Raw genomic sequence first — 25,437 nt, forward strand, 5'->3', positions numbered from 1 at the left:
AACCCCGTTCAAGGAACCCGTTCATGCCCTTCAAACATGGTATCACCCTGACCGAGATCAGCACCGGCGCCCGGACGCTGACCGCTGTTTCCACCGCGATCCTTGGCCTTGTCGCCACCGCGCCCGACGCCGATGCCGATGCGTTCCCGCTCGACCGCCCGGTCCTCGTGACCGACATCGAGACCGCCATCGGCAAGGCCGGGCTGGCCGGCACGCTAGCCCGCTCGCTGCGCGCGATTGCCGACCATACCCGCCCGGTCCTGGTCGTGGTGCGCGTGGCCGAAGGGGCCGACGATGCGGCCACCGCCAGCAACGTGATCGGCACGACCACCGCCGAGGGCACGAAGACCGGCATGCAGGCCCTGCTCGCCGCGCAGGCGCAGCTGGGCGTCAAGCCCAAGATCCTGGGCACGCCCGGCCTTGAGACACAGGCCGTCACCGCCGCGCTCGCGGTGATCGCCAAGAAGCTGCGCGGGTTTGTCTATGCCCGCGCGCTGGGCGCGACGATCACCGAAGCGACCGCCTATCGCGCCAATTTCAGCGAGCGCGAGCTGATGCTGCTGATGCCCGACTTCCTCGCCTGGGACACCGCCACCAGCGCCAACGTGACCAGCTATGCCGCCGCCCGCGCCATGGGCCTGCGCGCACTGATCGACGAGCAGACCGGCCCGCACAAGACCCTGTCGAACGTCGCCGTCTCGGGCGTGGTCGGCCTTACGCAGGACATCCACTGGGACATCGAGGACATGACCAGCGATGCCGGCGTGCTCAACGCCGCGCAAGTCACCGCGCTGATCCGCTCGGACAGCGGCTTCCGCTTCTGGGGCAACCGCACCTGTGCCGACGATCCGCTGTTCGTGTTCGAGAGCACCGTGCGCGTGGCCCAGTTGCTGGCCGATACCGTGGCGCGCGGCATGGTCTGGGCGATGGACAAGGATCTCACGCCCTCGCTCGCGCGCGACATCGTCGAGACGGTCAACGGCTTCTTCCTCGATCTCAAGACTGCGGGCGTGATCCTGGGCGCGAAGGCCTGGTTCGACGAGACCGACAACCCCGTCGACAGCCTCAAGGCGGGCAAGTTGCGGATCGACTACGATTATGCGGTGCCCCCGCCGCTCGAAGACCTCGGCTTCAACCAGCGCATCACCGACAGCTACTTCGCCGATTTTGCCAGCCAGCTCTCGCAGGCGGGCTGAGGCCTGCCGCCGCGCTTTTCCTTCCCTCCCCATTGCATAGGAACCCCCGATGGGATTGCCCCGCACGCTCCAGAACCTGATGCTGTTCAACGAAGGCCAGTCCTATGTGGGCGAGGTCAAGACGGTCACCCTGCCCACGCTCACCCGCAAGCTCGAAGAATACCGGGGCGGGGGCATGTCTGCCCCGGTCAAGCTCGATATGGGCATGGAAGCGCTGGAGATGAAGTCCGTCTTCGGCGGCCCCGAGCGCGCGATGCTGCGCCAGTTCGGCGTGGTGCGCGTCAACGGTGTCTACCTGCGCTTCGTCGGCTTCTACCAGCAGCAGGATACCGGGCAGAGCGACACGATCGAGATCGTCGTGCGCGGCCGCCATGCCGAGATCGAGATGGGCGATCAGGAACTGGGCTCGGCGGCCGATTTCACGGTCACCTCGGCGCTCGCCTACTACAAGCTGATCTGGAACGGCCGCACGGAAATCGAGATCGACCCGCTCAACATGGTCCAGATCGTCGATGGCGTGGACCTCATGGCCGAGCAGCGCAGCGCGCTCGGCCTGTTCTGATCTTCCCCTTCTTGCCTGACAGGATACCCCGATGACCGATACCCCCCAGCTCCGCACCGTCACGCTCGACACCCCGATCCAGCGCGGCGAACAGACCATCGAGAGCGTTCAGATCCGCAAGCCCAGGGCGGGCGAGTTGCGCGGACTGGCCCTGGTCGATCTGGGCCAGCTCAAGGTCGATGCGCTCGGCGTGCTGTTGCCGCGCATCACGCTGCCCCCGCTCAGCCCGGCCGAGGTGGCCAACATGGACCCGGCGGACCTCCTCGCCTGCGGGGCCGAGATCGGCAGTTTTTTGTTGCAGAAGGCGCGGCGTACGGATGCCCTCGCACAGTAGACGATGCCATGGCCGACGTGGCGGTCGTCTTCCACTGGCCGCCCGCCGCCATGGAGGCGATGGCCCTGTCCGACCTGATGGGCTGGCGTGACCACGCCGCCCGTCGTTCTCGTTCCCCGGCCCGCTCCCCGGAAACCGACAAGAGACGCTGATGGCCGACCGTAACCTTCGCCTGCAAGTCATCCTCGAAGGGCTGGACAGGTTGACCAGCCCGCTCCGGTCGATCACCGGTGCCTCGGCCGCCGCGCGTCAGGATCTGGCGCGCACGCACGAGCAGCTCAAGGCGCTCGATGCGCAGCAGCAGCAGGTGGGCCGCTACAAGGCTGCCGAAACCCGCTATGCGGACGACGCGCGCCAGTACGAGGCCTTGCAGGCAAGGCTGGCCGCCCTGCGCCAGCAGCTCGACGCGACCGAAGCCCCGACGAAGAAGCTGCGGGCCGAGTTCGAGAAAGTCGAGCGCCAGACCGGCCAGACCGCGCAGAGGCTGGAGCAGGGCGGGGCCGCCCTGCAAAAGCTGTCGGCCGGGCTAAGCGCTGCCGGGATCGACGTGCTCGACCTTGCCCGGCACGAGGAACGCCTCGCCACCCAGACGCAGGAGGCGAACGCCACCCTGCGCCAGCAGACCGCCCAGCTCGACAAGGTCAACGCCGCCCGCCGCGCGTCGGAGAAGATGGGCGAGATCAGTTCGAAGGCCACCGGCATGGGCCTCTCGGCCATCGCCGCCGGCACGGCCACCGCCGCGCCGTTGGTGGTGGCGACCAAGCAGGCCATGACGCTGGAGAGCGCGATGGCCGACGTGCGCAAGGTCGTCAATTTTCCCACGCCCCAGGCCTTTGCCCAGATGTCCGACGATATTCTGGAGATGAGCACGCGCATCCCGATGTCGGCCGAGGGGATCGCCCAGATCGTGGCCGCCGCCGGGCGCGCCGCCGTGCCGCGCAAGGAACTGCTGGGCTTTGCCGAGGATGCCGCCAAAATGGGCGTCGCCTTCGACAGCACCGCCGAAGAGGCCGGGACGACCATGGCCAAGTGGCGCACCGCCTTCGAGCTGCCCCAGTCCGGCGTGGTCGCGCTGGCCGACCAGATCAACGCGCTGACCAACAGCTTTGGCGGCGATGTCGGCGCGGTGACCGACATGGTCACGCGGATCGGCCCGCTGGGCAAGGTCGGCGGGCTGGCCGCCTCGCAGATCGCGGCGATGAGTCAGGTCTTGTCGAGCGTGGGCGTGGAATCCGAAGTGGGGGCCACGGGCATCAAAAACATGATGCTCGCGCTCACCAAGGGCGCGGCGGCGACCAGATCGCAGCGCGATGCCTTCAAATCGCTCGGCCTCGATGCCGGGCAGGTCGCGAAGGACATGCAGCGCGACGCGGGCGGCACGATCACCGATGTGATGAAGCGCCTTCAGGCCCTGCCCAAGGAGGCACAGGCGGGCGCGCTGACCGACCTGTTCGGCTCGGAGAGCGTCGCGGCCATCGCGCCGATGCTAACCAGCCTCGACCAGTTGCAGGCCAACTTCGCGCTGGTGGGCGACAAGAGCCAGTACGCCGGGTCGATGAATCAGGAATACCTGTCGGCGGTCTCCACCACGCAAGGGGCGACTGGCCTTGCCGCCAATGCGCTCTCGGGCCTCAACATCACCATGGGGCAGGCGCTGCTGCCCACGGTCGTCGCCGTGTCGCAGAAGGTGACCGAGGCGGCCAATGTCATGCGCCACTGGGCGCAGGAACACCCGGCGATGACCAAGGCGATCATGCTGTTTCTGGGGGTGGGGGCCGGGCTGCTGGTCCTGCTGGGCGGGCTGGCGCTGGCCTTTGGGGCGCTGACGGCTGCCGCCGCGCCGCTGGGCATCGCGCTGGGGCCGCTGCTGCTGATCGTGGCGGGCATCGCCGCCCTCGCTGCCGCCGCCTATCTGGTCTACGACAACTGGGGGCCGATCAGCGCGTGGTTCGGCGGGATCTGGCAGGGCATCAGGGACATGGCCTCGGGGGCGCTGGCGTTTCTGGTCAATGCCTTCCTGACCTTCACGCCGCTGGGCCTGCTGGTTCAGGCCTTCGCGCCCGCGCTGGCCTATCTGCAATCGCTCAATTTTACCGAGATCGGGCGCAATCTCATTCAGGGGCTGATCAACGGGATTACCTCGATGCTCGGCGCGGTGGCGGCGACGATCACGGGCGTTGGCAGTTCGCTGGTCACCCTGCTCAAGGCCAAGCTCGGCATTCATTCGCCCTCGCGGGTCTTTGCCGGGCTGGGCGGCTTTGTGATGGCCGGGCTCGATCAGGGGCTGGCCGAGAACACCGCCGGGCCGCTCCAGCGCATCGCCAGCCTGTCCGACGCGATGACCGCGGGCTTCCGCGCCGATGGCGGGGCCATGCTGGGCCGCATCGGCGATGCCTCGGGCCAGATTGCCAGCGCGGTGGCGCTCGGCGCGGCTGTGCCCGCCGCCGCGCTACCCGCGCCCGCACAGGGGGCGGGGCCGGGCGCGCCCACCGCCACCGTTGCCCCGGCCAGCTACACGATCACCATCAACGCCGGAACCGCCCCGGCGCCCGACATCGCCCGCGAAGTACGCAAGGTCATCGAGGACATCGAGCGCGAGCGGCGCGGGCGCGGGTTTGGCGATGGATAAGGAGGCCCCGCGATGCACCTGATGGCCCTTGGCCTGTTCCTCTTCCAGATCCCCACGCTCGCCCACGACGAATTGCAGCGCAAGACCGACTGGCGCTTTGCCCGCTCGGCCCGCGTGGGCGCGCGCGATGCGGTGCAGTTTCTGGGGGCAGGGGACGAGAAGATCAGCCTCTCGGGCTCGGTCTATGCCGAGATCACCGATGGCCGCGTCTCGCTCGACCAGTTGCGCGAAATGGCCGATCAGGGCGAGGCGCTGCCCCTGCTCGATGGCAGCGGGCTTGTCTTCGGCAGCTTCGTGATCGAGGCGATCGACGAGCGCCACGCCGGGCTCATGGCCGATGGCCGCCCGCTGCGGATCGACTTTGCCATCGACCTTCTGCGGGTCGATGATCCCGCCGGAAGCATGGCATGATCCAAGCCCTCACCAACATCCCCGACTGGCGCGTCACCCTCGAGGACACCGACCTGACCGAGCGCATGCGCCCGCGCCTGGTCTCGCTGACCATCTCGGAAAAGCGCGGCGACGAGGCCGACCAGCTCGACATCGTGCTCGACGATGCCGATGGCCTGCTGGCGATCCCGCCCGAGGGAGCGCGCCTGCTGGTCATGCTGGGGTGGAAACAGGGGCGCGACGTGGCCCCCGGCCTCGTCCACAAGGGCAGCTTCAAGGTCGACGAGGTGAACCACAGCGGCCCGCCCGACCAGATCCGCATCCGCGCGCGGGCCGCCGATTTTACCAGCGCGATCCGCAACCGCCGCGAACAGAGCTGGGCGAACACCACGCTGGGCACCGTCTTGCAGGACATCGCCGGGCGCAACGCCCTGTCCTTGCGCATCGCGCCCGATCTGGCGGCCATTGCCTTGCCCGCGCTCCACCAGAGCCGCGAGAGCGACACCGCCTTCCTGCGCCGCCTCGGCCGCGAGAACGACGCCGTCGCCACCATCAAGACCGGCACCCTGATCTTCGCGCGCAAGGGCGCGGGCACCACCAGCACGGGCCAGCCCCTGCCAACCCTCGCACTCACCCGCCGCAGCGGCGATGGCCATTCATGGCAGCGCCAGACGCGCGACGGGCAGGCCGGTGTCACCGCCCACTGGCACGACCGCAAGGCCGCCCGCCACCGCGCCGTCACCATGGGCAAGGCCGAAGGCGCGAAAACCCTGCGCAAGACCTACCCCGACGAAGCCAGCGCCCGCCGCGCCGCCACCGCCGAACACACCCGCCTCAAACGCGCCCCCGCCACCCTCGACATGCGCCTCGCCCTGGGCCGCCCCGACGCCATCCCCGAAGCCCGCGTCACCCTCACCGGCTTCAAACCCGAAATCGACGCCACCCCATGGCTGATCACCGAAGTAACCCACCGCCTCGACAACGCAGACGGCTTCATCACCGAGTTGAAGATGGAGGTTTCGTCAAATTAAAAGTGCTAACATAAAATTTGCAAAAATATTGCATTAAATAATTAATTCATCAACAATTGATTTTATTTTTAGATTGATGAATTCAAGACCATTCCGCTTGAAATCTTGACCATGCATTGAGCACAATAGGATTGTCAAAATTTATTATCGAATCTTTATAATACAATTTAGCTTCTTCGGTAAATCCTTGGCATCTAATAAAAAAATTAATGCAAATTCCAGATGGTACAATTGCCACCACGGGCTTTCTTATATGCACGCTTGAGCCTTGCACAAGTAACCCTGAATTTCTCATGTGGTCGATGTGAATGTCTAAATCATGTTTGCTAGACAATCCTGCAATTTCAATGCATTCATCGACTCCCATTATGTTGGGTAGTCCAAGAACAAGTCCAGATTCTCCGCAAAATGGTATCAAATTTTCGCATACATAATTTATAATTTTAACTTGTGGTGGAGATAGTTGAGAGAGGTAGTTCATGTAAATTGCTGTGACGCCCTCGCTAGCATCTTTATTGCAACCTGATGCCAGAAGTCCTGCCCATGCATTATGAAGTGCATCATCATCAGACCAAGATCCTTGGTCTATCGCGATGTGGGCTAGGCGAGGATGCAGTCTTAAGGTGTCAGCATCAGGACGCTGTTGCACTTTTTTCTGTGCTTTATTCAGCATCGAAGCACAATTGTTCTTGCGCCACTCACTGACTTTATCTTTTAGTAATAACCCAAATTCTTCAGCTGCAGGCAGAGCAATTCGGCCTAAAAATTGCCCAGCACCATCCATTACTGATTTTGTAATTACAAGTATGGAGTCAGAGATTGGCTTTATTCCAAATAAATCTTTGCTGCCTGAATTTTCATTCATAATCCAATGCCTTGAAAGAAAAATAAATTACTTCAGATCATGCGATTTGATGTGTTTAAGTTCGCCGAAAAACACCAGCTACCCGTCCAATGACGTGGATTTCTTCGTCATAAGCGACTTCTTCGCGGACTTGGGGGTTGTCCCCCATCAGTTTGAAGGTTCCGTCAGGCATGGCTCGGACGCGCTTGATGGTTCCGAGGCCACCGTAGCTGAGCGCCCAGATGCCTTCCTGGCGATCAATGGTGCGGTGGGAGCGGTCGATCAGAACGAAGTCGCGGTCGTTGATCGTGGGGTACATGCTGTCCCCAACCGGACGGGCCACCGATAGCAGGTGCGCGGAAGTGTTCGTGAAGTTCCGCACCCACTCTTGCGGAATCCAGCGATCGGTGACTTCCATCGTACTATCGTCGAGATAGCCTGCACCCATGCCGATGTTGAGGTCGATTTCCTCAACCTTGATCAGGCCCATTTGCTCCGCGATTTCCGCAGGCGTCGGGGGAATATAGGCGTTCTCGGCGGGGTCGTCGGTTTCCCCGGTCAGATAAGCTTCGGTTGTCCGCAAAATGCGGGCAATCTTGAAGAGGTGGCTTGAGCCAGACGATTGCCCGGAAATCAATTTGCCTATGGTCTGCTGGGTCACCCCGACCTCGCGCGCCAGCGCAGATTGGGAGAATCCCAGCGTTTTCATTCGTTCGGCTAGGCGCTCACCCTTGATCATGCGGGCACCCTACAACTTTGGGTTTGGCCCAAAAGGTAATTCTATGCGTTGACACTGTTACGCCTTTGGTTGTACCCAAGGTGCATGACGCAAAGTGTGACACCTTCCCAAGCGCTTGCGCGCGCCGTGGCAATCGCCGGAGGCCAATCCGCCACCGCGCGTATCTGCAACAAATCACAATCAGCCGTCTGGAAATGGCTGCAATCCGAACGGAGCCTCCCGGCCGAGCATGTGCTGGCGATGGAAGCGGCAACCGGCGTTCATCGTCATTTGCTTCGGCCCGATATTTACCCCATTTCTCTGGGCACCGGGGCAGATGCTCCCGGCGCAGACTCTGCCCCGGTTATGCCGACGGAACCGGCTTCTGTCGTTTGCGATCAGCCCGGCAAAGCGCAACGCGCGAAGGTGGCGGCATGACCAAGCTGCGCACGCCGCTCTCGTTTTCGCGGGCCATCACCACGATTGCCGCCGCCATCGGGTGGGAGCCTGCGGCCAAAGTCACCGGGCGCTCGGTCCGCACCGTGCGCCACTGGAGCGAGAGCGACCGCCATGGCACGCCCACGCTCGATCAGGCTTTGGCGCTCGACCGCGCGTTCATCGCCGCCGGGGGCGATCATGGCCCGATCCTGTCCAGCTATGGCCTGCAACTCGATGTCGCGCTGGTCGATGCCGTGGCTTGCCGCACCGCGCTGGCCGAGGACATCGCCGCGACCACCCGCGAGACGGGCGACGCCATCAGCCACTGCATCCAGGCGCTGCATCCCGGCGCCACGCCCGCGCAGATCTATCGCGCGATTGCCGAGACCGAAGAAGCCGACGCGCTGTTCCCGCGCCTTCTCGGTCGGCTCAAAGCCCTTCTGCCCGGCACTGGGGCCGGACGCGAAGCCACTGGGGAAATGCGATAATGTCCGGGCGTCCTGTCCAACTTCCACACGTTTGCTGTCCGGCCTGCGGCGGGCGCGCCTTTGCCCGCTCGGTCGGCAAGAAAAGCCTCGTCTACCGCGAGGTCTACTATCACTGCCGCAACCCGGATGCCTGCGGGCACCAGTTCGTGGTGTCGATGGAGGCCATCCGCACGACCCGGCCCTCCCGCTTCCCCATGCCCCGGCACAAGCTGCCCCTGACCCAATGGCACAGCGCCGCCAACGACCGCGCCGCCAACGACGACGGCCCACCCAGCGAACCGGGCACCGCCGCCATCACCCCCTGATCCGGCACCCTGATCAGGCCGCCAGCGCGGCCTGACACCCCCCATTCCGACCAACCCCGACCCGGCTCGCTTCCGGGCACGCCCCCGCTTTGCCTTTTTCCGCCCCTTTTTCGGAGCATCCCCATGCTGCCCACCCCATCCACCCCATTCCGCGCTCCGCCTTCTGCCTTCGCCGCATGGTGGAGCTTCTGGCGGGCCCTGCCGCGTGCCGAGCGGGCCGAGTTTCTCGTGCTCGTGGCGGCCCTGCCAGCCCTGTTCGCCCTCTTCGCCGCCTTGTGGATCATGCTGCCGGCATAAGCGCGCGCCGCGCCCGATCCCTCCAGAAAGACCAGAATTTCCATGCAGATGCGAGACGACATTCGCCGCGAACTGATGCCCCTCCTGAAGACCGACTTCCAGTGGAAGAAGGACCAGGGCGAGTGGCTCCAGGGCGGCAAGTGCCCCGAATGCGACGGGCGCGAGGTCTATGCCCGCGCAGAAAGCCCGTGGGTGCTCAAGTGTGGCCGGGCCAACCGCTGTGGCTGGGAGGCCTCCATTCGCGACCTCTATCCCGAGGTCTTCGACACATGGTCCAAGCGCTTCAAGAAGACGCCCGAAAACCCCCATGCAGCCGCCGATGCCTATCTGACCGACGCGCGCGGGCTCAACCTCATGGGCATGCGCGATGCCTATTCGCAGGAATATTTCCGCGACGAGGGGCGGGGCATCGGCTCGGCCACCGTCCGCTTCCCGCTGCCGGGCGGAAGCTGGTGGGAACGCCTGATCGACCAGCCCGGCCGGTTTGACCGCAAGGCCCATTTCGCGCCGCGCAAGTCCTACAAGGGGCAGGCGTGGTTCCGGCCCGACCTCACCATGGAAGACTTCGCCAACGCGACCAGCATCTGGTTTGCCGAGGGCATCTTCAATGCCTGGGCCCTCGAACAGGCGGGCCAGCGCGCGGCCTCGACGATGTCGTCGAACAACTATCCGTCCGAGTTCCTGCGCCAGTTGCGCACGCATATCGCCGCCTCGGACAAGCCGCACCGCAGCCCCAAGATCATCTTTGCCTTCGACGTCGGCCCCGCCGGCACCAAGGGCAACCGCGATTTCGTGAAGCAGGCCCGCAACGACCGCTGGGACGCCAGCGCCGCGCTCCCCATGGGCGAGGACGAAGCCGGCAAGGAGCTGGACTGGAACGACCTGCTCCGGCTCGATCGCCTGGGCGAGAGCCACCGTGCCGACTACCTGTGGCACGGGCAGGTGCTGCTGGCCCAGAGCGCGCAGGAAAAGGCCTACCTGATCTGGGAAAAGCACCGCTGGAACAGCTTCCACTTCAATTTCGGCAACCGGACCTACTGGTGCTCGATCGACATTTCGGTCGTGCAGGAAAAGATCGACGAATACCGGCGCGGGCGCACCCGCGAGTTGAAGGACATCGACAGCCGGGAAGAGGCGATCATCCGCATGGAAGCCTCGCGCGAGGCGCTGGGCGTCGAGGAAATCGCCAATTGCGCGTTCCGCGTCCTCTATCGCCAGCGCGACGAGGCGACCGACGAGACGAAATTCTTCCTCGATATCCGCTATCCGAGCAGCAAGCGCGCGCCGGTCAAGGGCGATTTCACTGCCGCCCAGCTGCGCAAGTCCTCGAACTTCGAAGACCGGCTGTTCGCCTTTGGCGGGGTGTGGACCGGCAACGTCGCCCAGTTGACCCGCATCCTCCAGCACCAGACCCCCGATCTGCCCGATGTGCGCCCGCTCGGCTTCACCGGCTATTGCCGCGAGGCCAAGGCCTATGTCTTCGGGCAACTGGCGGTCGCCAATGGCCGCGTGTTCCGGCCCAACGACGACGATTTCTTCCAGATCGGCAAGCAGGCGATCAAGCTGGGCACCTCGGAACGGCTGCTCGACATCGAGTATGACGCCGACCGCCTCGACACCAGCTGGCTGGCTGATCTGTGGACCGCCTATGGCGCCAAGGGGCTGGTGTGCCTGAGCTTCTTCTTCGGATCGCTGTTTGCCGAGCAGGTCCGCACCGAAATGAAGAGCTTCCCGTTCCTCGAAATGCACGGGCTGCCCGGCACCGGCAAGACCACGCTGGTCGAGTTCCTCTGGAAGCTGCTGGGCCGCGAGAACTACGAGGGCTTCGACCCGGCCAAGGCCACGCCCGCCGCCATGGCGCGCAACCTGGGCAAAGTGGGCAACCTGCCGGTCGTGCTGATCGAGGGCGACCGCCGCGAGGAAGCCAGCCACGCCCGCAAGTTCGAGTGGGAAGAACTCAAGACCGCCTACAACGGGCGCACCGTGCGCGCACGCGGGGTGCGCAACGGGGGCATGGAAACCTTCGAGCCGCCGTTCCGGGGCGCGATCGTCATCGAACAGAACGAGCCGGTCAATGCGAGCCGGGCCGTGCTCGAACGCATCATGTCGCTCGGCTTCGACATGACGGGCTGGTCGGCCCAGACCAAGGCCTCGGCCGAGCGGCTTGAGCAGTGGCCGATCGAGACCGTCTCGGGCTTCATCGTCCATGCCGCCAAGCGCGAGAACGAGGTCATGGCCCGCTTCCGGCAGGCCTTTGCCCAGTACGAGGAGGAACTGCTCGCCATGCCGGGCATCCGCACCAACCGCCTCGCCAAGACCCACGGGCAGTTGCTCGCCTTCCTCGATGCGCTGCGCGCGCTGCTCCCGATCACCGACGAGCAGCAGGCCGCCACGGCCAAGTTTATCGTCGACATGGCGATCGAGCGGCAACTGGCCGTGAACAGCGAAGACCCCATCGTCACCCTGTTCTGGGAGCGGTTCGACTACCTCGAAGAGAACGAGGATCCGGCAGCGCCGAGCGGCCACATCAACCACCATCGCCGCCATGCCGAGGGTATCATCGCGGTCCGCCTCAACGAAATGGAGGCCCGCTGCGCCGAAAAGCGCCTGGAGCTGCCCACCCATGCCGAGCTGATCCGCGCCCTCAAGACCTCCAAAAACCGCCGCTTTGTCGAGCAGACCGCCGTCAATTCGCGGAACGAGGGCGTGCCCCCGGTCCGCTGCTGGGTCTTCCACGATCGCTCGCGCGCGACGGCCCCCCATTCCTGAAAGCGAAAGGACGACCATGCGCAGCGTTCCCTCCCTTCTGTCCATGATCGGTGATCCCGATCCCGTTGGGGCGGCGGTCATGCCCTGGGATTATATCCGCATGCGCCGCGAGGCCGCCGGGCTCTCGATTGCGCAGGCCGCCCGGCCATTCTGGCACCATGGCGCGCACCAGGCCGATGTCGAGCGCAACTTCCGCCGCATCGAGACGGTCGGGATCCGCATGAAGCGGCTGTGGTCCATGACCCGCGCGTTTCCGCTCAGCCTGACGGTCTACCGCCAGCTTTGCGACACCCCGGCCGACCGGCACCCGCGCCTGTGCCGGGCCTGCGGGTGGGACGAATGGACCCCGCAGCTCGATGTCGAGGGCTTCGACTGCACATGGGCGCAGGCCGATCCGCGGATCTGCTCCCTCTGCGCCCAGACAGGCCGCCGCGTGTTCACGCCGCGCCTGCCCAATCCTCACCCCCGCCAGACACCCGATCGCGGCCACCAGATCGCCGCCTGACCTTCCAAGGAGCATCCCATGTCCGAAGCAAACGCCACCGAAGAGCAACTGCGCCACCTGATCGAGCGCATCGAAAGGCTTGAAGAAGAAAAGAAAGGGATCAGCGACGACATCCGCGACGTCTACAACGAGGCCAAGGCCACCGGCTACGACACCAAGGTCATGCGGCTCATCGTCCGCCTGCGCAAGATGCGCCCCGACGACCGCCGCGAAATGGAAAGCATCACCGACATCTACAAGAACGCGCTGGGGCTCGACTGACCATGGCCGCTCGCCCCTCGAACGCCGTCCACCCGATCGGCTGCCCATGCCGGGCCTGCGCGCCCGTCGCGCCCCACAGGCACCGCGCCTGCTTCACGATCAGGAGCGCCTCGCGCGCCCTGGTCCTGCTCGCCTTGCTGATCGCGATCCCGTTCCTCGTCGCCCAGGCGCTGGCCGGCCTGAAAGGAGGGCGGGGATGATCCACCGTCCGGTAGATCGGCCATGGCAGGGGCACTGGCGCGCGGCCCGCATGGCCGTGCTGTGCCTGCTCCTGTCCGGCTGCATCGAGCGCTACAGCGCCCTCGCGCAGTGCCAGAAGCACATGCCCCCATGGGACACCGCCGAATGCAGCCACCTCAAGGGGCGGGGGAAGGGCACATGAGCGCCCCGCCGCCTGAAAGGCTCCTGACCATCCGCGAGGTGATGGCCCGCACGTCGCTCTCGCGCTCCTATATCTATGCCCTGATGCGCAAAGGGGCGTTCCCCGATCAGCGCAAGCTGGGCCACAAGTGCGCCCGGTGGCGGGAAAGCGAGGTCGACGCCTGGGCGCGCGGCAGCGTCACGTAACGGATCAGAGGCCGGGGCGTCCTGCCCCGGCCACACCATAGCGCATGGGCTGGCCGATATGGATCGCTGGCGGCCACATGTCTGCCAGCAGGATGTCGGCCCATTCCTGCGCCAGTTCTCTCCGGCGGGGCATGTAGGCCGCGCGGTTATAGGCGCCTTCCACCCGGTTCGCGGGCACATGGGCCAGCATCAGGTCGATGATCGCGCGATCGGGGGAGGCGGTCGCATGCCCGGCCTCGCGCCATGCGCGCTCCACCCTCTCGTTCATGATCGTCGAGAAGGCCGAGCGAAACCCGTGGGGAACGTGGCGCTGGTAGTATCCGGCCCGGATCAGCAGGGCGCGCAGCGTGTTCTCGCTCATGGGCCGATGCACATGGCGGTCTGACGGGAAAATCAGCTCAAGGTCGCCGGTCAGCGGCATCATGGCCTTCAGCACGGCCACCGCCTGGGGCGCCAGCGGCACAAGGTGGTCGCCATCTTCTTCCGCCTTGCGGTCCACGTCGCCCTTCATCCGGTGCGCGGGGATCCGCCACAAGGGTTCCTCGCCATCGAGATCCTCGAACTCATCCCACCGGGCGCCGTGGATCTCGTTCGGCCTGACCGCTGTCAGGGCCAGCAGGCGCAGCGCCAGCTTGGTGTGCGCGCGGCACCGTTCCGCCTCGCAGTCGACGAGCATCTGGCGAAGCGCGGGCAGGTCGGTGATGGCCGGCTGTGGCTTGGCCTTGGGTTTGCGGGGCAGGGCGATGGCCAGACTGGCCGCCGGATCGCGCACGGTCTGATTCGTGGCGATACCATAGACGAATATGGCACTGATCCGCTGGCGCGTCCGGTGCGCGGTCTCGATCGCGCCGCCTTCCACGATCTTCTGGAGCAGCCTGAGCACCTCGGGCGACTGGATATCCTCGATGGCGAGATCGCCGATTACCGGAAACACAAGCTTTTCAAGGCAGTCGAGGACATCCTTGGCATGCACCTTCGACCACCGCTGCATCTGGAGCTTGTGCCATGCCATGGCGACACCCTTGAACGTGGGCCGCGTATCATGACCCGCGCCTCGTTCGAACAGATCCCCAGGCCTGGGCTCGATCCCCTTGGCCAGCATCGACTTGGCCAGATCGCGGGCGTCCCGCGCGTCCTTCAGCGAAATGGCGGGGTAGGGGCCGATCGTCAGCGTCTTCTGCGCCAGCTTGCCTTGAGCATTGCGGCCGAACTGGTAGTTCATGCGCCAGACCCGGCCGCCGACAGCCGAAACATGCAGGTAAAGCTGCTCGCCGTCCGAAAGCTTGTAGGCCTTGCCTGTGCCCTTGGCCCCGCGAACCTTGGTGTCGCTCAGCATGCCCATACCATATCCTCAGAATCACATACCATAGGCTAAGCCATATGGCAGAGGCGATGCATGAGAACAAACGGTGACAACTGTGGACGCAAAACCGGAAAAACTGGCCGTAAGAATCTGTAAATAAGACATTTGCAGATTAACTGGTACGGCTTGTTGGCGGAAGAGGTGGGATTCGAACCCACGGAGAGCTTGCACCCTCGCCGGTTTTCAAGACCGGTGCCTTAAACCGCTCGGCCACTCTTCCGCGCCAGCGGTGTTCTGGCCGATAGCGAGGTTCGGGCGGGGCGGGAAGGGGCTTTGCACAGGCCTTCCACGCAATTTGTGCGCGGAGCGGCGTATTTTGGGGATCGGGGTGGGCCTTGAGGAGCGGTAGGGGATTTCTTTGGTGGGCTAGGCGTGCAAGACAGCTTGCGTGATGGCTTTTGCGTTTTCTTCGATTTCGACTGCTTCTCGGCACATTGGCATGAGGGCGCTTCTGGCCTCGGGGCTGGGCTTTGTGTGTGCTCTGACCGGGGTTCCCGAGGCGGCGATGGCGCAGGAAGCGCCCCAGGAGAGTGTGGACGCGGGGTTTCAGGGCTATCTTCAGCTTCTGGCGGCGCGGGCGCGTGGGGCGGGGGTGCGCGAGCAGACCATTGCCCAGACCATGGCCGGCTTGACCTACAACCCGCGCGTGATCGCGTTTGACCGCAACCAGCCGGGCAGCGGGCCTTCAGGCAGCATTCCCGCGTTTGAACCCTATCGGCGGCGCCATGTCGATGCCGGGCGCATCGCGCGAGGGCGGCGGGTCTATGCAGAATCGGCTGACATGCTGGCGCAAATCAGTCGCCGGTATGGCGTGCCGGCCTCGGTGGTTCTGGCGATCTGGGGCCACGAAAGCAATTTCGGCAGCTTTACCGGCAACTTCGACCTTGCCCGTTCGCTTGCGACACTGGCCTACGATGGCCGCCGCCGCGAACTCTTCGCCGACGAATTCGTGGCCGTGCTCAAGATGATCGACCGCGGCGTTCCACGGCAGAAGCTGGTGGGAAGCTGGGCCGGGGCCTTTGGCAATCCGCAGTTCCTGCCCAGCGTCTATCTGCGCGTGGCGCAGGATGCCGATGGCGACGGACTGGCCGACATCTGGTCGAGCCGAATGGACACGCTGGCCTCGATCGCCAACTATTTCCGCGATGCTGGCTGGCGCACGGGCCAGCCCTGGGGCTTTGCGGTGACGGCGCCTGCCGCGCTGGACCGCACGCAGTTGGGAACGGCGCTGGCCAGCCCGCGCTGCCCGCAAGTCTTTGCCCGGCACAGCCGCTGGCGCACGGTGGGCGAATGGCGGGCGCTGGGCCTGCTGCCCAAGGCAGGTACCTGGCCGACCGGTGATGATACCATGGCCACGTTCTTCGAACCCGACGGCCCCGGACGGACGGCCTATCTGCTAACCGGAAATTATCGAGTCATCCTCGATTACAATTGCTCGAACTTTTACGCCCTGTCCGTGGGATTGCTTTCCGATGAAATCAGCCGCTAACCGCCTCGCGTTCGTCATGACCGGCCTTCTGGCCGGTACCATGGCGCTTTCCGGCCCCGTGGTGCTGGCCAAAACGCCCGCGCCTGCTGCGCATCCGACGGGGCCAGCGGCGGATTACCCGATGGTTCTGGGCAGCCCTTTCGAGATTGACGGGGTAAAATATACGCCCGTGGATACGATGAACTACGATGCGGTGGGCTATGCCGTGCCCGATGCCTTGGTCGCGGCCGGGCACGAGGCGGCGATCACGGGCGCGCATCGCACATTGCCCTTGCCCTGTTATGTCGAGGTGACCTCGCTCGAAAGCGGGCATACGATCCTTCTTCGCCTTGAACGGCGCGGCCCGATGAGCGGGGACGGGCTGATTGCCCTTTCGCCCGGCGCCATGGCGCAACTGGGGATGACCGGCCCGCATGGCCCGGTGCGCGTGCGCCGGGTCAACCCGCCCGAAACCGAGCGGGCCCTGCTGCGCACCGGCCAGCAGGCTTCCGCGCGCATGGATACGCCGCCCGGCCTGCTGGCGGCGCTCAAGCGCAAGCTTGGTGTCCTGCCGCCTGTCGAACCTTCGCCCACGACGCTCGCCGCCGCGCTGGCGGCCCAGCATGCGGCTTCTGCGCCAGCGCCGGTTGCGCAGGCGCCTGCCCGGCCCGTGGTCGTTCGCAACACCACGCCGATGCCCGCGCCGCATCCTCCCAAGCCGTCCACGCCGCCCAAGGCGCCCGCGACGGCGGCTGTTGCCACGCCCAAGCCTGCTCCGGCCCCGAAGGCAGAAACCCGGACGAACGCCAGAGCGGAGCAAAAATCGGCGACCAAGCGCAGCTATGTCGTGCAGGTGGGCGCCTTTTCCACGCGCGCCAATGCCGAGCGCGCCGCCGGGCAAGTGGGGGGCCATGTCGCGCAAGTCGGCAAGGTCTTTCGCGTTCAGGCGGGGCCCCTGGGCTCCGAGGCGGAGGCCAAGGGGGCGCTGGCGAAGGCCAAGCGAGCAGGCTATGCCGATGCCTGGGTGCAGCGCGCACCCTGATGGAATGGGCTCTTAATCTTCACCGGGGTTTTTCTTGCGCCATCTGATTTCCGTTTTCGCCCGTTCCGGGGCTGTGCCGGCCCTTGCCCTGACGCTTGCGCCTGTCGTGGCGGCCAGCCCGGTGCTGGCCGCAAGCGCTGCTGTTTCGATTGATCCGGCCCGTCCGCCCGAAGTGATCGCGCCGATCGCGCTGCTGGTCGATGTCAATTCGGGGCGCGTGCTGTTCGAGCGGCAGTCGCACCGCCGCTTCGTGCCCGCCTCGCTCACCAAGATCATGACCAGCTACGTCGCTTTCGAGCTGGCCGCGCAAGGCAAGCTCAACCTCGACACGCCTTTCGTCATGCGGCCCGAGACGTTCCGCCAGTGGCACCGCGTGGGCAGCACGATGTTCCTCGACAACAACAGCCGGACCCGCGCAGCGGACCTTCTCGAAGGGATCGTTACGGTTTCGGCCAACGATGCCTGCATCGTGCTGGCCGAAGGGATCGCCGGGAGCGTGCCCGGCTTTACCGCGATGATGAACGCAAAGGCCCGCGCGCTGGGCATGCGCGACACCCACTATAACACCCCCAATGGCTGGATGGACGAAGGCCGGACCTATGTTTCCGCCGCCGATCTGGCGACGCTGTCCACCGCGCTCATCACCCGCCATCCTGATCTTTACGCGCGGTTCTATGGCCGCGAGGCGATGACCTGGAACGGCATTGCCCAGCAGAACCACAATCCGCTCTATGGCGTCGTGGCCGGGGCCGACGGGGTCAAGACCGGGTTCACCAACGAGGCCGGCTATGGCCTGGTCGGCTCGGCCCAGCGGGGCGGGCGGCGGCTGATGGTCGTCGTGGGCGGCTATGACAAGCCGCAGGACCGCGCGCGCGAAGGGGCCGCCCTGCTCGAATGGGGCTTTGCCGCCTTCGACGAAAAGCCGCTGATCGCCGCCGGAGCCCATATCGGGGAGGCGCAAGTGCAAGGGGGAACGGCCTCCAGCGTCGGCCTCGTCGCGCCACGCGCCTTCGCCATGCTTTCGCCCCATGGGACAACCGTGCGCCCGAGCCTTGCGATCCGCTACAAGGGGCCGCTTCATGCTCCCATCGCCAAGGGGCAGGACATCGCCACGCTGGTCGTGCGCGCCCCCGGACAGCCCGAGGCGCGGCTGCCGCTCGTCGCCGCCGAGAACATTGGGCAGGGGGGCGTGATCGACCGCCTGCGCGATGGTTTTGCCGCGATGGTCGGACGATGAGCGCGGCCATGATGGATCAAACTGCAAGCAACACGGGCCGTTTCATCGTGTTCGAGGGCGGCGAGGGGGCGGGCAAGTCCACCCAGGCGCGCCTTCTGGTCGAGGCGCTCGCCGCGCGCGGGATCGAGGCCGTGCTCACGCGCGAGCCGGGCGGCACCCCCGGCGCCGAGGCGATCCGCACCCTGCTGCTTTCGACGCAGGGCGAAGGCTGGGGCGCGCGGGCTGAAGCGCTGCTGTTTGCCGCCGCGCGGGCCGATCATGTCGAACGCCTGATCCGCCCGGCGCTGGCACGCGGGGCCTGGGTTATCTGCGACCGCTACATCGACAGCAGCCGCGCCTATCAGGGCGGTGGCAATGGCCTGTCCGACGCCGACGTGCTCACCCTTCACCGGATCGGCAGCGAGGGATTGCTGCCCGATTGCACGATCCTGCTCGAAGTCGATCCACAGGAAGCCGCCACGCGCTGCGCCTTGCGCGATCAGGGCGTGACCGACCGTATCGGCGGGCGTGACCCGGCCTATCACGCCCGCGTGGGCGAGGCCTTTGCCGCCTTCGCCGCAGCCGAACCCGAACGCTTCGCCCGCATTCCTGCCGAGGGCAGCCCACAGGCGGTGTCCGCGCGGATCATGGCCGCGCTGGATCGCTGGCTGGATCATCGGGCCGCCTGATGCTGATCGGTCACGAACACCCCTGGGCCGCCTGGCGCGCGGCCATGGCCGGGCACCGGATGCACCACGCCTGGCTGCTGGCCGGGCGGGAAGGGCTGGGCAAGGCGAGCTTCGCCATCGAGGCCGCCGCCGCCCTCGTCGCCGAACCGGGCGTGCCCCAGCCCGAGCCGCATCACCATCCCGACATCCTGATCCTCGAACCCTTGCCCGCCAACGACGACGAGGCAAAGAAGAAGGACGATGGGCGGCCTTATGCGCGCAAGCGCAACATCAATGTCGACCAGATCCGCGCGATGCTCCATCGCCTGCACACCCGGCCCACGCTGGGCGCGCGGCGGGCGGTGATCATCGATGCGGCCGATCATCTGGAAAAGGGCGCGGTCAACGCCCTGCTCAAGGGGCTGGAGGAGCCGCCGCAGGGCACGTTTTTTCTGGCTGTCGTCCATCAACCGGGCCGCCTGCTGCCCACGGTGCGCTCGCGCTGTCAGGTCCTGCGGTTCCGCCCGCTCGAACCGGCGGAAATGGAGCGCGCGCTGGGTGAGGCCGCGCCCGAACTCGATGCCGAGACCCGCGCGGCGGCGATTGCCGTGGCCCATGGCGCGCCCGGCGCAGCGCTGACTTTCGCCCAGCACGATCTGGCCCGCCCCCTCGCGCTCCTGCGGCGCATTCTCGCACAGGGCGATCCCGATCTCAGCCTGCGCGCCGAGCTTGCCAGCGCGCTCGGCGCCCGGCCCGACCGCGAACGCCTGCTCGCCACCGTCGAAACCGCGCGCACCGTTCTGGTCGAAGCGCTGCCCCATTCCGGGCCCGGCAACCGTCTGGGCATCATCGCCGCGCACGAGCGCCTCGTCGAACTGGGCGGCGAAGTGCCCACGCACAATTTCGAGCCCGGCCTGCTGATCATGGAAGTCGGCGGGTTGCTGGCCCGCGCCGCGGGCCCCGGATAATCGAGATTTTCGGCAATCCTGTCGTTTGACGGGAAAAAAGCGGTTCCCACTTTTTCGCCCGATGCTCTAGAGCGGGCACAACATCACGCGCAAGGAAGCGACTGTCGCCATGGGCGAACCTTATTATATCACCACCGCCATTTCCTATCCCAATGGCAAGCCGCACATCGGACATGCCTATGAAGCGATTGCCGCCGATGTCATCGCGCGCTTTCACAAGAGCATGGGCCGCGACGTGCGGCTCCAGACCGGGACCGACGAACACGGCCTGAAGATGGCTCAGAAGGCCCGCGACATGGGGATCACCCCGGCGCAGCTGAGCGACGAGATGTCGCAGTCTTTCATCGACATGTGCGCCGCCCTTGACATCAACTACGATGTCTTCCTGCGCACGACCGAGCCGCGCCACCACCGCGCCAGCCAGGAACTGTGGAAGCGCATGGAGGCCAATGGCGACCTCTATCTCGACCGCTACGAGGGCTGGTACTCGGTCCGCGACGAAGCCTATTACGACGAAGGCGAACTCGTCGAAGGGGAAGGGGGCGCCAAGCTCTCGCCCCAGGGCACCCCGGTCGAATGGACGGTCGAGGAAAGCTGGTTCTTCCGCCTGTCGAAGTATCAGGACAAGCTGCTCGCGCTTTACGAGAGCAACCCCGACTTCATCCGCCCCGAAACGCGCCGCAACGAGATGATCGCCTTTGTCTCGCAGGGCCTGCGCGACCTGTCGATCTCGCGCACGAGCTTCGAATGGGGCGTCAAGGTGCCCGTGGCCGCCGACGCGGAAACAGGGGGCCCGGCCCATGTCATGTATGTGTGGGTCGACGCGCTCACCAACTACCTGACCGGCCTTGGCTGGCCCGATGAAACCGACGCCTTTGCAAAGTATTGGCCGGCGAACCTGCACCTCATCGGCAAGGACATCGTGCGCTTCCACACGATCTACTGGCCCGCGTTCCTGATGAGCGCGAACCTGCCTTTGCCGCAGCAGGTCTTTGGCCATGGCTTCCTGCTCAACCGGGGCCAGAAGGAATCGAAGTCGCTGGGCAACGTGACCGATCCCATCGAACTGGCGGAACGTTTCGGCGTCGATACCTTGCGCTATTTCTTCCTGCGCGAAGTCGCCTTCGGGCAGGACGGTTCGTGGTCCGCCGAAGCTATCGTGACACGCTGCAACGCCGAACTGGCCAACAGCTTCGGCAATCTGGTCCAGCGCGTCCTTTCGATGATCTTCAAGAACATGGGCGGCACTCTGGAGGCATTTTCGAGCACCGGGGCCGACGACGCGCTGCTCGCCACCGTGCGCGCGGCCGCAGCCGAGGAACTCCCCCGCGAATTTGCCGCGCTCAATTTCTCGGCCGGGATCGAGGCGTGGATGCGCGCGGTCTTCGCCTGCAACGCCTATATCGACGAGCAGGCCCCCTGGACCCTGCGCAAGACCGATCCGGAGCGCATGCGCGCGGTCCTGCTCACGCTGTTCATGGCCATCCGCGACCTGACCATCGCGATTGCCCCGGTGGTGCCGACGGCGGCGGGCAAGGTGCTCGACCAGATCGGCATTCCGGGCGACCAGCGCGGCTTCACCGCCTTTGCCCATGCGGGCTGGTACATGGAGCGCGTGGCCACGGGCGAGGCGCTGGCGCAGCCGGTCGGCGCGTTCCCGCGCCTTGAACTCCCTGCCGAAGAGGGCGCTGCCTCCTGATGCTGATCGATTCCCACTGTCACCTGATCTACGAAGGCCTCATCGACCGTCAGGCCGAAGCCCTCGCTGCCGCGCGTGTGCGCGGCATCGGCGGGTTCCTCAATATCTCCACCCGTGAACGCGAATGGGAGGCGGTCGTCGCCGTCGCCCACCGCGAAAGCGACGTCTGGGCGAGCGTGGGCATCCATCCGAACGAGGCTGATGCCCACGCCGATCTGGGCGCCGCCGCCCTGCTGGAAGCCACGCACGACCCGCGCGTGATCGGCATCGGCGAGACCGGGCTCGACTATTACTACGACCATTCGGACCAGCAGATTCAGCGCGACCTGTTCCGCATGCATATCGGCGTGGCGCGCGAAACCGGGCTGCCGCTGATCATCCACACGCGCGAGGCCGAGGCCGACACGCTGGCCATCCTGACCGAGGAAATGGGGAAGGGGGCCTTCCCGGCGCTGATCCACTGCTTCACCGCCAGTGCCGATTTTGGCCGGGCGGTCCTCGATCTGGGGCTGACGATCTCGATTTCAGGGATCGTGACCTTCAAGAACGCCAAGGACTTGCAGGCCTTCGTGAAGACGATCCCGCAAGACCGGCTGCTCGTCGAGACCGACGCGCCGTTCCTCGCGCCGGTCCCCCATCGCGGCAAGCCATGCGAACCGGCCTTCGTGGCCGATACGGCTGCCTTCGTGGCCCAATTGCGCGGGGAAAGCCTTGAGGACCTCGCCAGAACGACCACCGGGAACTTCTTCGGCCTCTTCACGAAAGCGGAAAGGCCCACGGCGTGAAGCTGACCATTCTGGGGTCGGGAACGTCGACCGGCGTACCGCGCATCGGCAATGACTGGGGCGAATGCGACCCGAACGAGCCGCGCAACCGGCGCACGCGCGTGGCCATCGTGGTCGAGGGCAACGATGGCTCGCGCATCCTCGTCGACACGCCCACCGATCTGCGCCAGCAATTGCTGGCAACCGGGATCGACCGGCTCGACGGCGTGGTGTGGACCCACGACCATGCCGATCACACCCACGGCATCGACGACTTGCGCCCGCTGCGCATGGGGCGGGGCGCGCCGATCCCCGGCTATGCCGCCGAGGAGACCGTCCGCCGGTTGCGCCAGCGCTTCGGCTATGTCTTTGCCGGGCAGCACGGCTATCACACGATCTGCCAGCTCGACAATCTCGACCGCATGCGCATGGTCGCCGGGATCGGCATCAGCCATTGCCAGATGGCCCATGGACCGGCGCAATCGACGGCATTCCGGTTCGACCAGAACGGCAAGTCGGTCGGCTATGCAACCGATTTCAGCGCGATCAACGACGAGATGGTCAACCTGTTCTACCGGGTCGACGTGCTGGTGGTCGATTGCCTGCGCCGCCAACCGCATCCCACGCATGCCCATCTGGGCATGGCGCTCGAACTGATCGAGACGACACGGGCAGGGCGGGCCGTGCTGACCCACCTCGACAAGTCGATGGACTATCGCACGCTGTGCGCAGAAACTCCCGATCATGTCGAGCCGGGCTACGATGGCCTGGAGATCATTCTGTAGGAAGGAGCACCGGACGGATGGATCGCTGGGTCAGTGTCATCGGGCTCGTGATGGCCGGGATCCTGGTCTGGTACAACAGCGCCTGGTACAACGGCGGATTGCGTTCGGTTGCGCCGGGAAAGATCGGACCCTGGGCCTTGATCTGGGTCTTGATCATTCTGGTGACAGCCGCGCTGTTCACGCTGATTGGCCAGCGCGGATCGTGATCCATTCACAGGCTGCAAAGCCACAGAATGCCCAATCCCGGTTCGGGTTTATCCCTAAAACAGATAACAGAAAATATGTTAAATAGGGCCTCTGTAAAGAGGCTTTGTTTAACATAATACATCTTATCATACTTATGTTCAGGGCCTGCGGAACACCGTTTTTACGGCGTTTCGCAGGCCTTTTTCAGCACATCACATGGTCACGGCATCGCACGGTTCAGGCATCGCATGGTTCAGTCAGGCGCCCGGACGCCAGAAACAGATCCATGCGCGCTTCTTCCTCGGCAATGGCGATGCCGCGCGCGGCCAGCCAGTCGTCGTTGAAACATGTCGAGCCATAACGGTCGCCGGAATCGCACAGGATCGTCACGATCGAACCGTCGATGCCATTGCGCGCCATTTCATGCGCCAGACGCGCACAGGCCACGAGATTGGTTCCGGTCGATCCACCGACGCGACGCCCCAGATGGCGCGACAAGGCCCGCGCGGCAGCGATCGAGGCCGCATCACTGACCACCTCGACACGGTCGATCACCGAAGGCACGAACGATGGTTCCACGCGCGGGCGGCCAATCCCCTCGATCAGGCTGCACGCGCCCTGGGTCGTGCGTACCGCGCGGTCGTGCCAATGCCGGTGAAAGACCGAGGCTTCCGGATCGGCCAGGCAAATCTGCGTGGTGTGGCGATGATAGCGCACAAAGCGCCCCAGTGTTGCCGATGTGCCACCCGTGCCCGCGCCGCAGACAATCCAGGTCGGCACGGATGCCGGTTCGCGCACCATCTGCGCAAAAATGCTCTCGGCGATGTTGCTGTTGCCCCGCCAGTCGGTCGCCCGCTCGGCGAATGTGAACTGGTCCATGTAATGGCCGCCACGCGCATCGGCGAGCCGCTGCGCCTCGCCATAGACGGCCCCCGGATCGGTCACCTTGTGGCAGGTTCCGCCCAGCGCCTCGATCGCCGTGATCTTTTCCTGTGCCGTCGTGGCCGGGATTACCGCCACGAACGGCAGCCCCAGCATCCGCGCGAAATAGGCTTCGGACACTGCGGTTGACCCCGATGAGGCCTCGACGATGCACGTCCCCTCGCCGATCCATCCGCTGCACAGCGCATGAAGAAACAGCGAGCGCGCCAGACGGTGCTTGAGGCTGCCAGTGGGATGGCTGCTCTCGTCCTTGAGATAGATCGCGATGCCCGGCAGCGCCGGCATCGACAGCGGGATCAGATGCGTGTCAGCCGAGCGAGTAAAGTCCGCCTCGATCCGCGCGATGGCCCAGTCCACCCAACGCCCATCGATCACCCGCCCCATACGCCGCTCATGCACCATCGAACCCTCCAACTCGTCGCTGGACCGGGATGTAGCAAAAGCCGACTGCCGACAGGATGCAAAGATTACGCCATTTTCAGATTAATTGCAAATGAAATGCGTAAAATCGCATGATGACACAATTTGAGTGCAACCCCTCACCCAAGCGGCAAAGTTTCGGCAGCCTTGACCGTTTCCATCACGATCGAGGCGTTGACCGTGTTCATCTCGATCCGGGCCACCAGCGCCTTGTAGACCCTGTCATAGTCATCGACCGATGGCAGGACGACCCGCAAGAGATAGTCGATGCTCCCGGTCAGGCGGACAACCTCCACGATTTCAGGTATTTGCGCCACGGCATGGCGAAACTGCTCGGTCCATCCGGCGCTGTGCGTGCGGGCGCTGACAGTGACGAAGACAGTCGTGGGCAAGCCCACCCTCGCCCGGTCGATCATCGCCACATTGCGCCGGATATAGCCGTTCTCGCGCAAGTGGGCGATGCGCCGCGAACAGGCCGAGGGCGAGAGATGCACTTTTGCGCCGATATCCGCCAGCGGGGTATCGCTGTCGCGCTGGAGAATATCGAGAATGGCCAGATCGCGTGGTGTGAGCATGGGTGCT

General features: G+C 65.3%; 31 protein-coding genes and 1 tRNA gene. 26 read left to right on the forward strand and 6 right to left on the reverse strand.

Going from position 1 to position 25,437, the window contains the following annotated elements; genetic code table 11:
- Nucleotides 1-23 precede the first annotated feature (23 nt).
- The 7 genes from SBI20_RS03790 to SBI20_RS03820 are packed head-to-tail and all read left to right on the forward strand — an operon-like array spanning nt 24 to nt 6,142.
- Nucleotides 24-1,196 (forward strand): phage tail sheath subtilisin-like domain-containing protein, encoded by a 1,173-nt coding sequence (locus tag SBI20_RS03790; protein WP_317973793.1) that lies wholly within the window; start codon nt 24-26, stop codon nt 1,194-1,196.
- A gap of 49 nt (nt 1,197-1,245) precedes the next feature.
- Entirely contained in the window at nt 1,246-1,758 is a 513-nt protein-coding gene (locus SBI20_RS03795; protein ID WP_317973794.1) for a phage major tail tube protein, read from the forward strand.
- A gap of 31 nt (nt 1,759-1,789) precedes the next feature.
- Nucleotides 1,790-2,092: a phage tail assembly protein gene (locus SBI20_RS03800; RefSeq protein ID WP_317973795.1), complete on the forward strand. Its 303-nt coding sequence runs from the start codon at nt 1,790-1,792 to the stop codon at nt 2,090-2,092.
- A gap of 8 nt (nt 2,093-2,100) precedes the next feature.
- Nucleotides 2,101-2,244 (forward strand): GpE family phage tail protein, encoded by a 144-nt coding sequence (locus tag SBI20_RS03805; protein WP_317973796.1) that lies wholly within the window; start codon nt 2,101-2,103, stop codon nt 2,242-2,244.
- Nucleotides 2,244-4,721, forward strand: coding sequence for a phage tail tape measure protein (locus SBI20_RS03810; protein WP_317973797.1), 2,478 nt, complete (start codon nt 2,244-2,246; stop codon nt 4,719-4,721). The genes SBI20_RS03805 and SBI20_RS03810 overlap by 1 nt, the downstream gene beginning before the upstream one ends.
- Before the next feature lie 12 nt (nt 4,722-4,733).
- A complete protein-coding gene (locus SBI20_RS03815; protein WP_317973658.1) occupies nt 4,734-5,132 on the forward strand; it encodes a phage tail protein in 399 nt (132 codons plus the stop codon).
- A complete protein-coding gene (locus SBI20_RS03820) occupies nt 5,129-6,142 on the forward strand; it encodes a contractile injection system protein, VgrG/Pvc8 family (protein WP_317973798.1) in 1,014 nt (337 codons plus the stop codon). The genes SBI20_RS03815 and SBI20_RS03820 overlap by 4 nt, the downstream gene beginning before the upstream one ends.
- 82 nt (nt 6,143-6,224) lie before the next feature.
- Here SBI20_RS03820 and SBI20_RS03825 read toward each other — a convergent pair whose 3' ends face one another.
- Both SBI20_RS03825 and SBI20_RS03830 read right to left on the reverse strand, forming a co-directional pair.
- Entirely contained in the window at nt 6,225-7,007 is a 783-nt protein-coding gene (locus SBI20_RS03825; RefSeq protein WP_317973799.1) for an Abi-alpha family protein, read from the reverse strand.
- A gap of 55 nt (nt 7,008-7,062) precedes the next feature.
- Nucleotides 7,063-7,725 (reverse strand): XRE family transcriptional regulator, encoded by a 663-nt coding sequence (locus SBI20_RS03830; protein ID WP_317973800.1) that lies wholly within the window; start codon nt 7,723-7,725, stop codon nt 7,063-7,065.
- An 84-nt stretch (nt 7,726-7,809) separates the two neighbouring features.
- Here SBI20_RS03830 and SBI20_RS03835 point away from each other — a divergent pair, with 84 nt between their 5' ends.
- The 10 genes from SBI20_RS03835 (at nt 7,810) to SBI20_RS03880 (ending at nt 13,334) form a co-directional block, all read left to right on the forward strand.
- Nucleotides 7,810-8,142, forward strand: a complete 333-nt coding sequence (locus tag SBI20_RS03835; protein ID WP_317973801.1) for a transcriptional regulator — start codon at nt 7,810-7,812, stop codon at nt 8,140-8,142.
- Entirely contained in the window at nt 8,139-8,630 is a 492-nt protein-coding gene (locus tag SBI20_RS03840) for a hypothetical protein (protein ID WP_317973802.1), read from the forward strand. Before SBI20_RS03835 ends, SBI20_RS03840 begins: the two co-directional genes overlap by 4 nt.
- The gene (locus tag SBI20_RS03845) at nt 8,630-8,935 is read left to right on the forward strand and encodes an ogr/Delta-like zinc finger family protein (RefSeq protein ID WP_317973370.1); all 306 of its coding nucleotides are present in this window, start codon (nt 8,630-8,632) and stop codon (nt 8,933-8,935) included. Before SBI20_RS03840 ends, SBI20_RS03845 begins: the two co-directional genes overlap by 1 nt.
- Before the next feature lie 123 nt (nt 8,936-9,058).
- On the forward strand, nt 9,059-9,232 hold the full coding sequence (locus SBI20_RS03850; protein WP_317973803.1) for a hypothetical protein: 174 nt from the start codon (nt 9,059-9,061) through the stop codon (nt 9,230-9,232).
- Nucleotides 9,233-9,274: 42 nt separating this feature from the next.
- On the forward strand, nt 9,275-12,001 hold the full coding sequence (locus SBI20_RS03855) for a toprim domain-containing protein (protein WP_317973804.1): 2,727 nt from the start codon (nt 9,275-9,277) through the stop codon (nt 11,999-12,001).
- A gap of 16 nt (nt 12,002-12,017) precedes the next feature.
- Nucleotides 12,018-12,506 carry a hypothetical protein gene (locus SBI20_RS03860; protein WP_317973805.1) on the forward strand — a complete coding sequence of 163 codons (489 nt, stop codon included), beginning with the start codon at nt 12,018-12,020 and terminating at the stop codon, nt 12,504-12,506.
- A gap of 18 nt (nt 12,507-12,524) precedes the next feature.
- Complete coding sequence (locus tag SBI20_RS03865; protein ID WP_317973806.1) at nt 12,525-12,767, forward strand: DUF2312 domain-containing protein; 243 nt, start codon at nt 12,525-12,527, stop codon at nt 12,765-12,767.
- 2 nt (nt 12,768-12,769) lie between these two features.
- A complete protein-coding gene (locus SBI20_RS03870) occupies nt 12,770-12,967 on the forward strand; it encodes a hypothetical protein (RefSeq protein WP_317973807.1) in 198 nt (65 codons plus the stop codon).
- Nucleotides 12,964-13,149, forward strand: a complete 186-nt coding sequence (locus SBI20_RS03875; protein WP_317973808.1) for a hypothetical protein — start codon at nt 12,964-12,966, stop codon at nt 13,147-13,149. The genes SBI20_RS03870 and SBI20_RS03875 overlap by 4 nt, the downstream gene beginning before the upstream one ends.
- Nucleotides 13,146-13,334, forward strand: a complete 189-nt coding sequence (locus tag SBI20_RS03880) for a helix-turn-helix transcriptional regulator (RefSeq protein ID WP_317973809.1) — start codon at nt 13,146-13,148, stop codon at nt 13,332-13,334. The genes SBI20_RS03875 and SBI20_RS03880 overlap by 4 nt, the downstream gene beginning before the upstream one ends.
- A gap of 4 nt (nt 13,335-13,338) precedes the next feature.
- Here SBI20_RS03880 and SBI20_RS03885 read toward each other — a convergent pair whose 3' ends face one another.
- Both SBI20_RS03885 and SBI20_RS03890 read right to left on the reverse strand, forming a co-directional pair.
- Nucleotides 13,339-14,670 (reverse strand): tyrosine-type recombinase/integrase, encoded by a 1,332-nt coding sequence (locus SBI20_RS03885; protein WP_317973810.1) that lies wholly within the window; start codon nt 14,668-14,670, stop codon nt 13,339-13,341.
- Between the two features lie 157 nt (nt 14,671-14,827).
- Nucleotides 14,828-14,917: transfer RNA gene (locus SBI20_RS03890), tRNA-Ser, on the reverse strand.
- Between the two features lie 219 nt (nt 14,918-15,136).
- On the opposite strand from SBI20_RS03890, the gene SBI20_RS03895 reads away from it, so the two are divergent.
- The 9 genes from SBI20_RS03895 (at nt 15,137) to SBI20_RS03935 (ending at nt 23,513) form a co-directional block, all read left to right on the forward strand.
- Nucleotides 15,137-16,186 carry a lytic murein transglycosylase gene (locus tag SBI20_RS03895; RefSeq protein ID WP_411911492.1) on the forward strand — a complete coding sequence of 350 codons (1,050 nt, stop codon included), beginning with the start codon at nt 15,137-15,139 and terminating at the stop codon, nt 16,184-16,186.
- Nucleotides 16,170-17,207 (forward strand): SPOR domain-containing protein, encoded by a 1,038-nt coding sequence (locus tag SBI20_RS03900; protein WP_317973811.1) that lies wholly within the window; start codon nt 16,170-16,172, stop codon nt 17,205-17,207. The genes SBI20_RS03895 and SBI20_RS03900 overlap by 17 nt, the downstream gene beginning before the upstream one ends.
- A 34-nt stretch (nt 17,208-17,241) precedes the next feature.
- Complete coding sequence (locus SBI20_RS03905; protein WP_317973812.1) at nt 17,242-18,444, forward strand: D-alanyl-D-alanine carboxypeptidase family protein; 1,203 nt, start codon at nt 17,242-17,244, stop codon at nt 18,442-18,444.
- 8 nt (nt 18,445-18,452) lie between these two features.
- The gene (tmk, locus tag SBI20_RS03910) at nt 18,453-19,112 is read left to right on the forward strand and encodes a dTMP kinase (protein ID WP_317973813.1); all 660 of its coding nucleotides are present in this window, start codon (nt 18,453-18,455) and stop codon (nt 19,110-19,112) included.
- Nucleotides 19,112-20,059 (forward strand): DNA polymerase III subunit delta', encoded by a 948-nt coding sequence (locus tag SBI20_RS03915; RefSeq protein WP_317973814.1) that lies wholly within the window; start codon nt 19,112-19,114, stop codon nt 20,057-20,059. Before tmk ends, SBI20_RS03915 begins: the two co-directional genes overlap by 1 nt.
- 109 nt (nt 20,060-20,168) lie before the next feature.
- Nucleotides 20,169-21,758, forward strand: a complete 1,590-nt coding sequence (gene metG / locus SBI20_RS03920) for a methionine--tRNA ligase (protein WP_317973815.1) — start codon at nt 20,169-20,171, stop codon at nt 21,756-21,758.
- On the forward strand, nt 21,758-22,543 hold the full coding sequence (locus tag SBI20_RS03925) for a TatD family hydrolase (RefSeq protein WP_317973816.1): 786 nt from the start codon (nt 21,758-21,760) through the stop codon (nt 22,541-22,543). The genes metG and SBI20_RS03925 overlap by 1 nt, the downstream gene beginning before the upstream one ends.
- A complete protein-coding gene (locus tag SBI20_RS03930) occupies nt 22,540-23,307 on the forward strand; it encodes an MBL fold metallo-hydrolase (protein WP_317973817.1) in 768 nt (255 codons plus the stop codon). Before SBI20_RS03925 ends, SBI20_RS03930 begins: the two co-directional genes overlap by 4 nt.
- A 17-nt stretch (nt 23,308-23,324) precedes the next feature.
- Entirely contained in the window at nt 23,325-23,513 is a 189-nt protein-coding gene (locus tag SBI20_RS03935; protein ID WP_317973818.1) for a hypothetical protein, read from the forward strand.
- A 217-nt stretch (nt 23,514-23,730) separates the two neighbouring features.
- Here SBI20_RS03935 and SBI20_RS03940 read toward each other — a convergent pair whose 3' ends face one another.
- Nucleotides 23,731-24,837, reverse strand: a complete 1,107-nt coding sequence (locus SBI20_RS03940; RefSeq protein WP_317973819.1) for a PLP-dependent cysteine synthase family protein — start codon at nt 24,835-24,837, stop codon at nt 23,731-23,733.
- Nucleotides 24,838-24,974: 137 nt separating this feature from the next.
- Nucleotides 24,975-25,430 (reverse strand): Lrp/AsnC family transcriptional regulator, encoded by a 456-nt coding sequence (locus SBI20_RS03945; RefSeq protein ID WP_317973820.1) that lies wholly within the window; start codon nt 25,428-25,430, stop codon nt 24,975-24,977.
- Nucleotides 25,431-25,437 lie beyond the last annotated feature (7 nt).

The sequence above is a fragment of the Novosphingobium sp. IK01 genome, from assembly GCF_033242265.1.
Taxonomy (GTDB): Bacteria; Pseudomonadota; Alphaproteobacteria; order Sphingomonadales; family Sphingomonadaceae; genus Novosphingobium; species Novosphingobium pituita.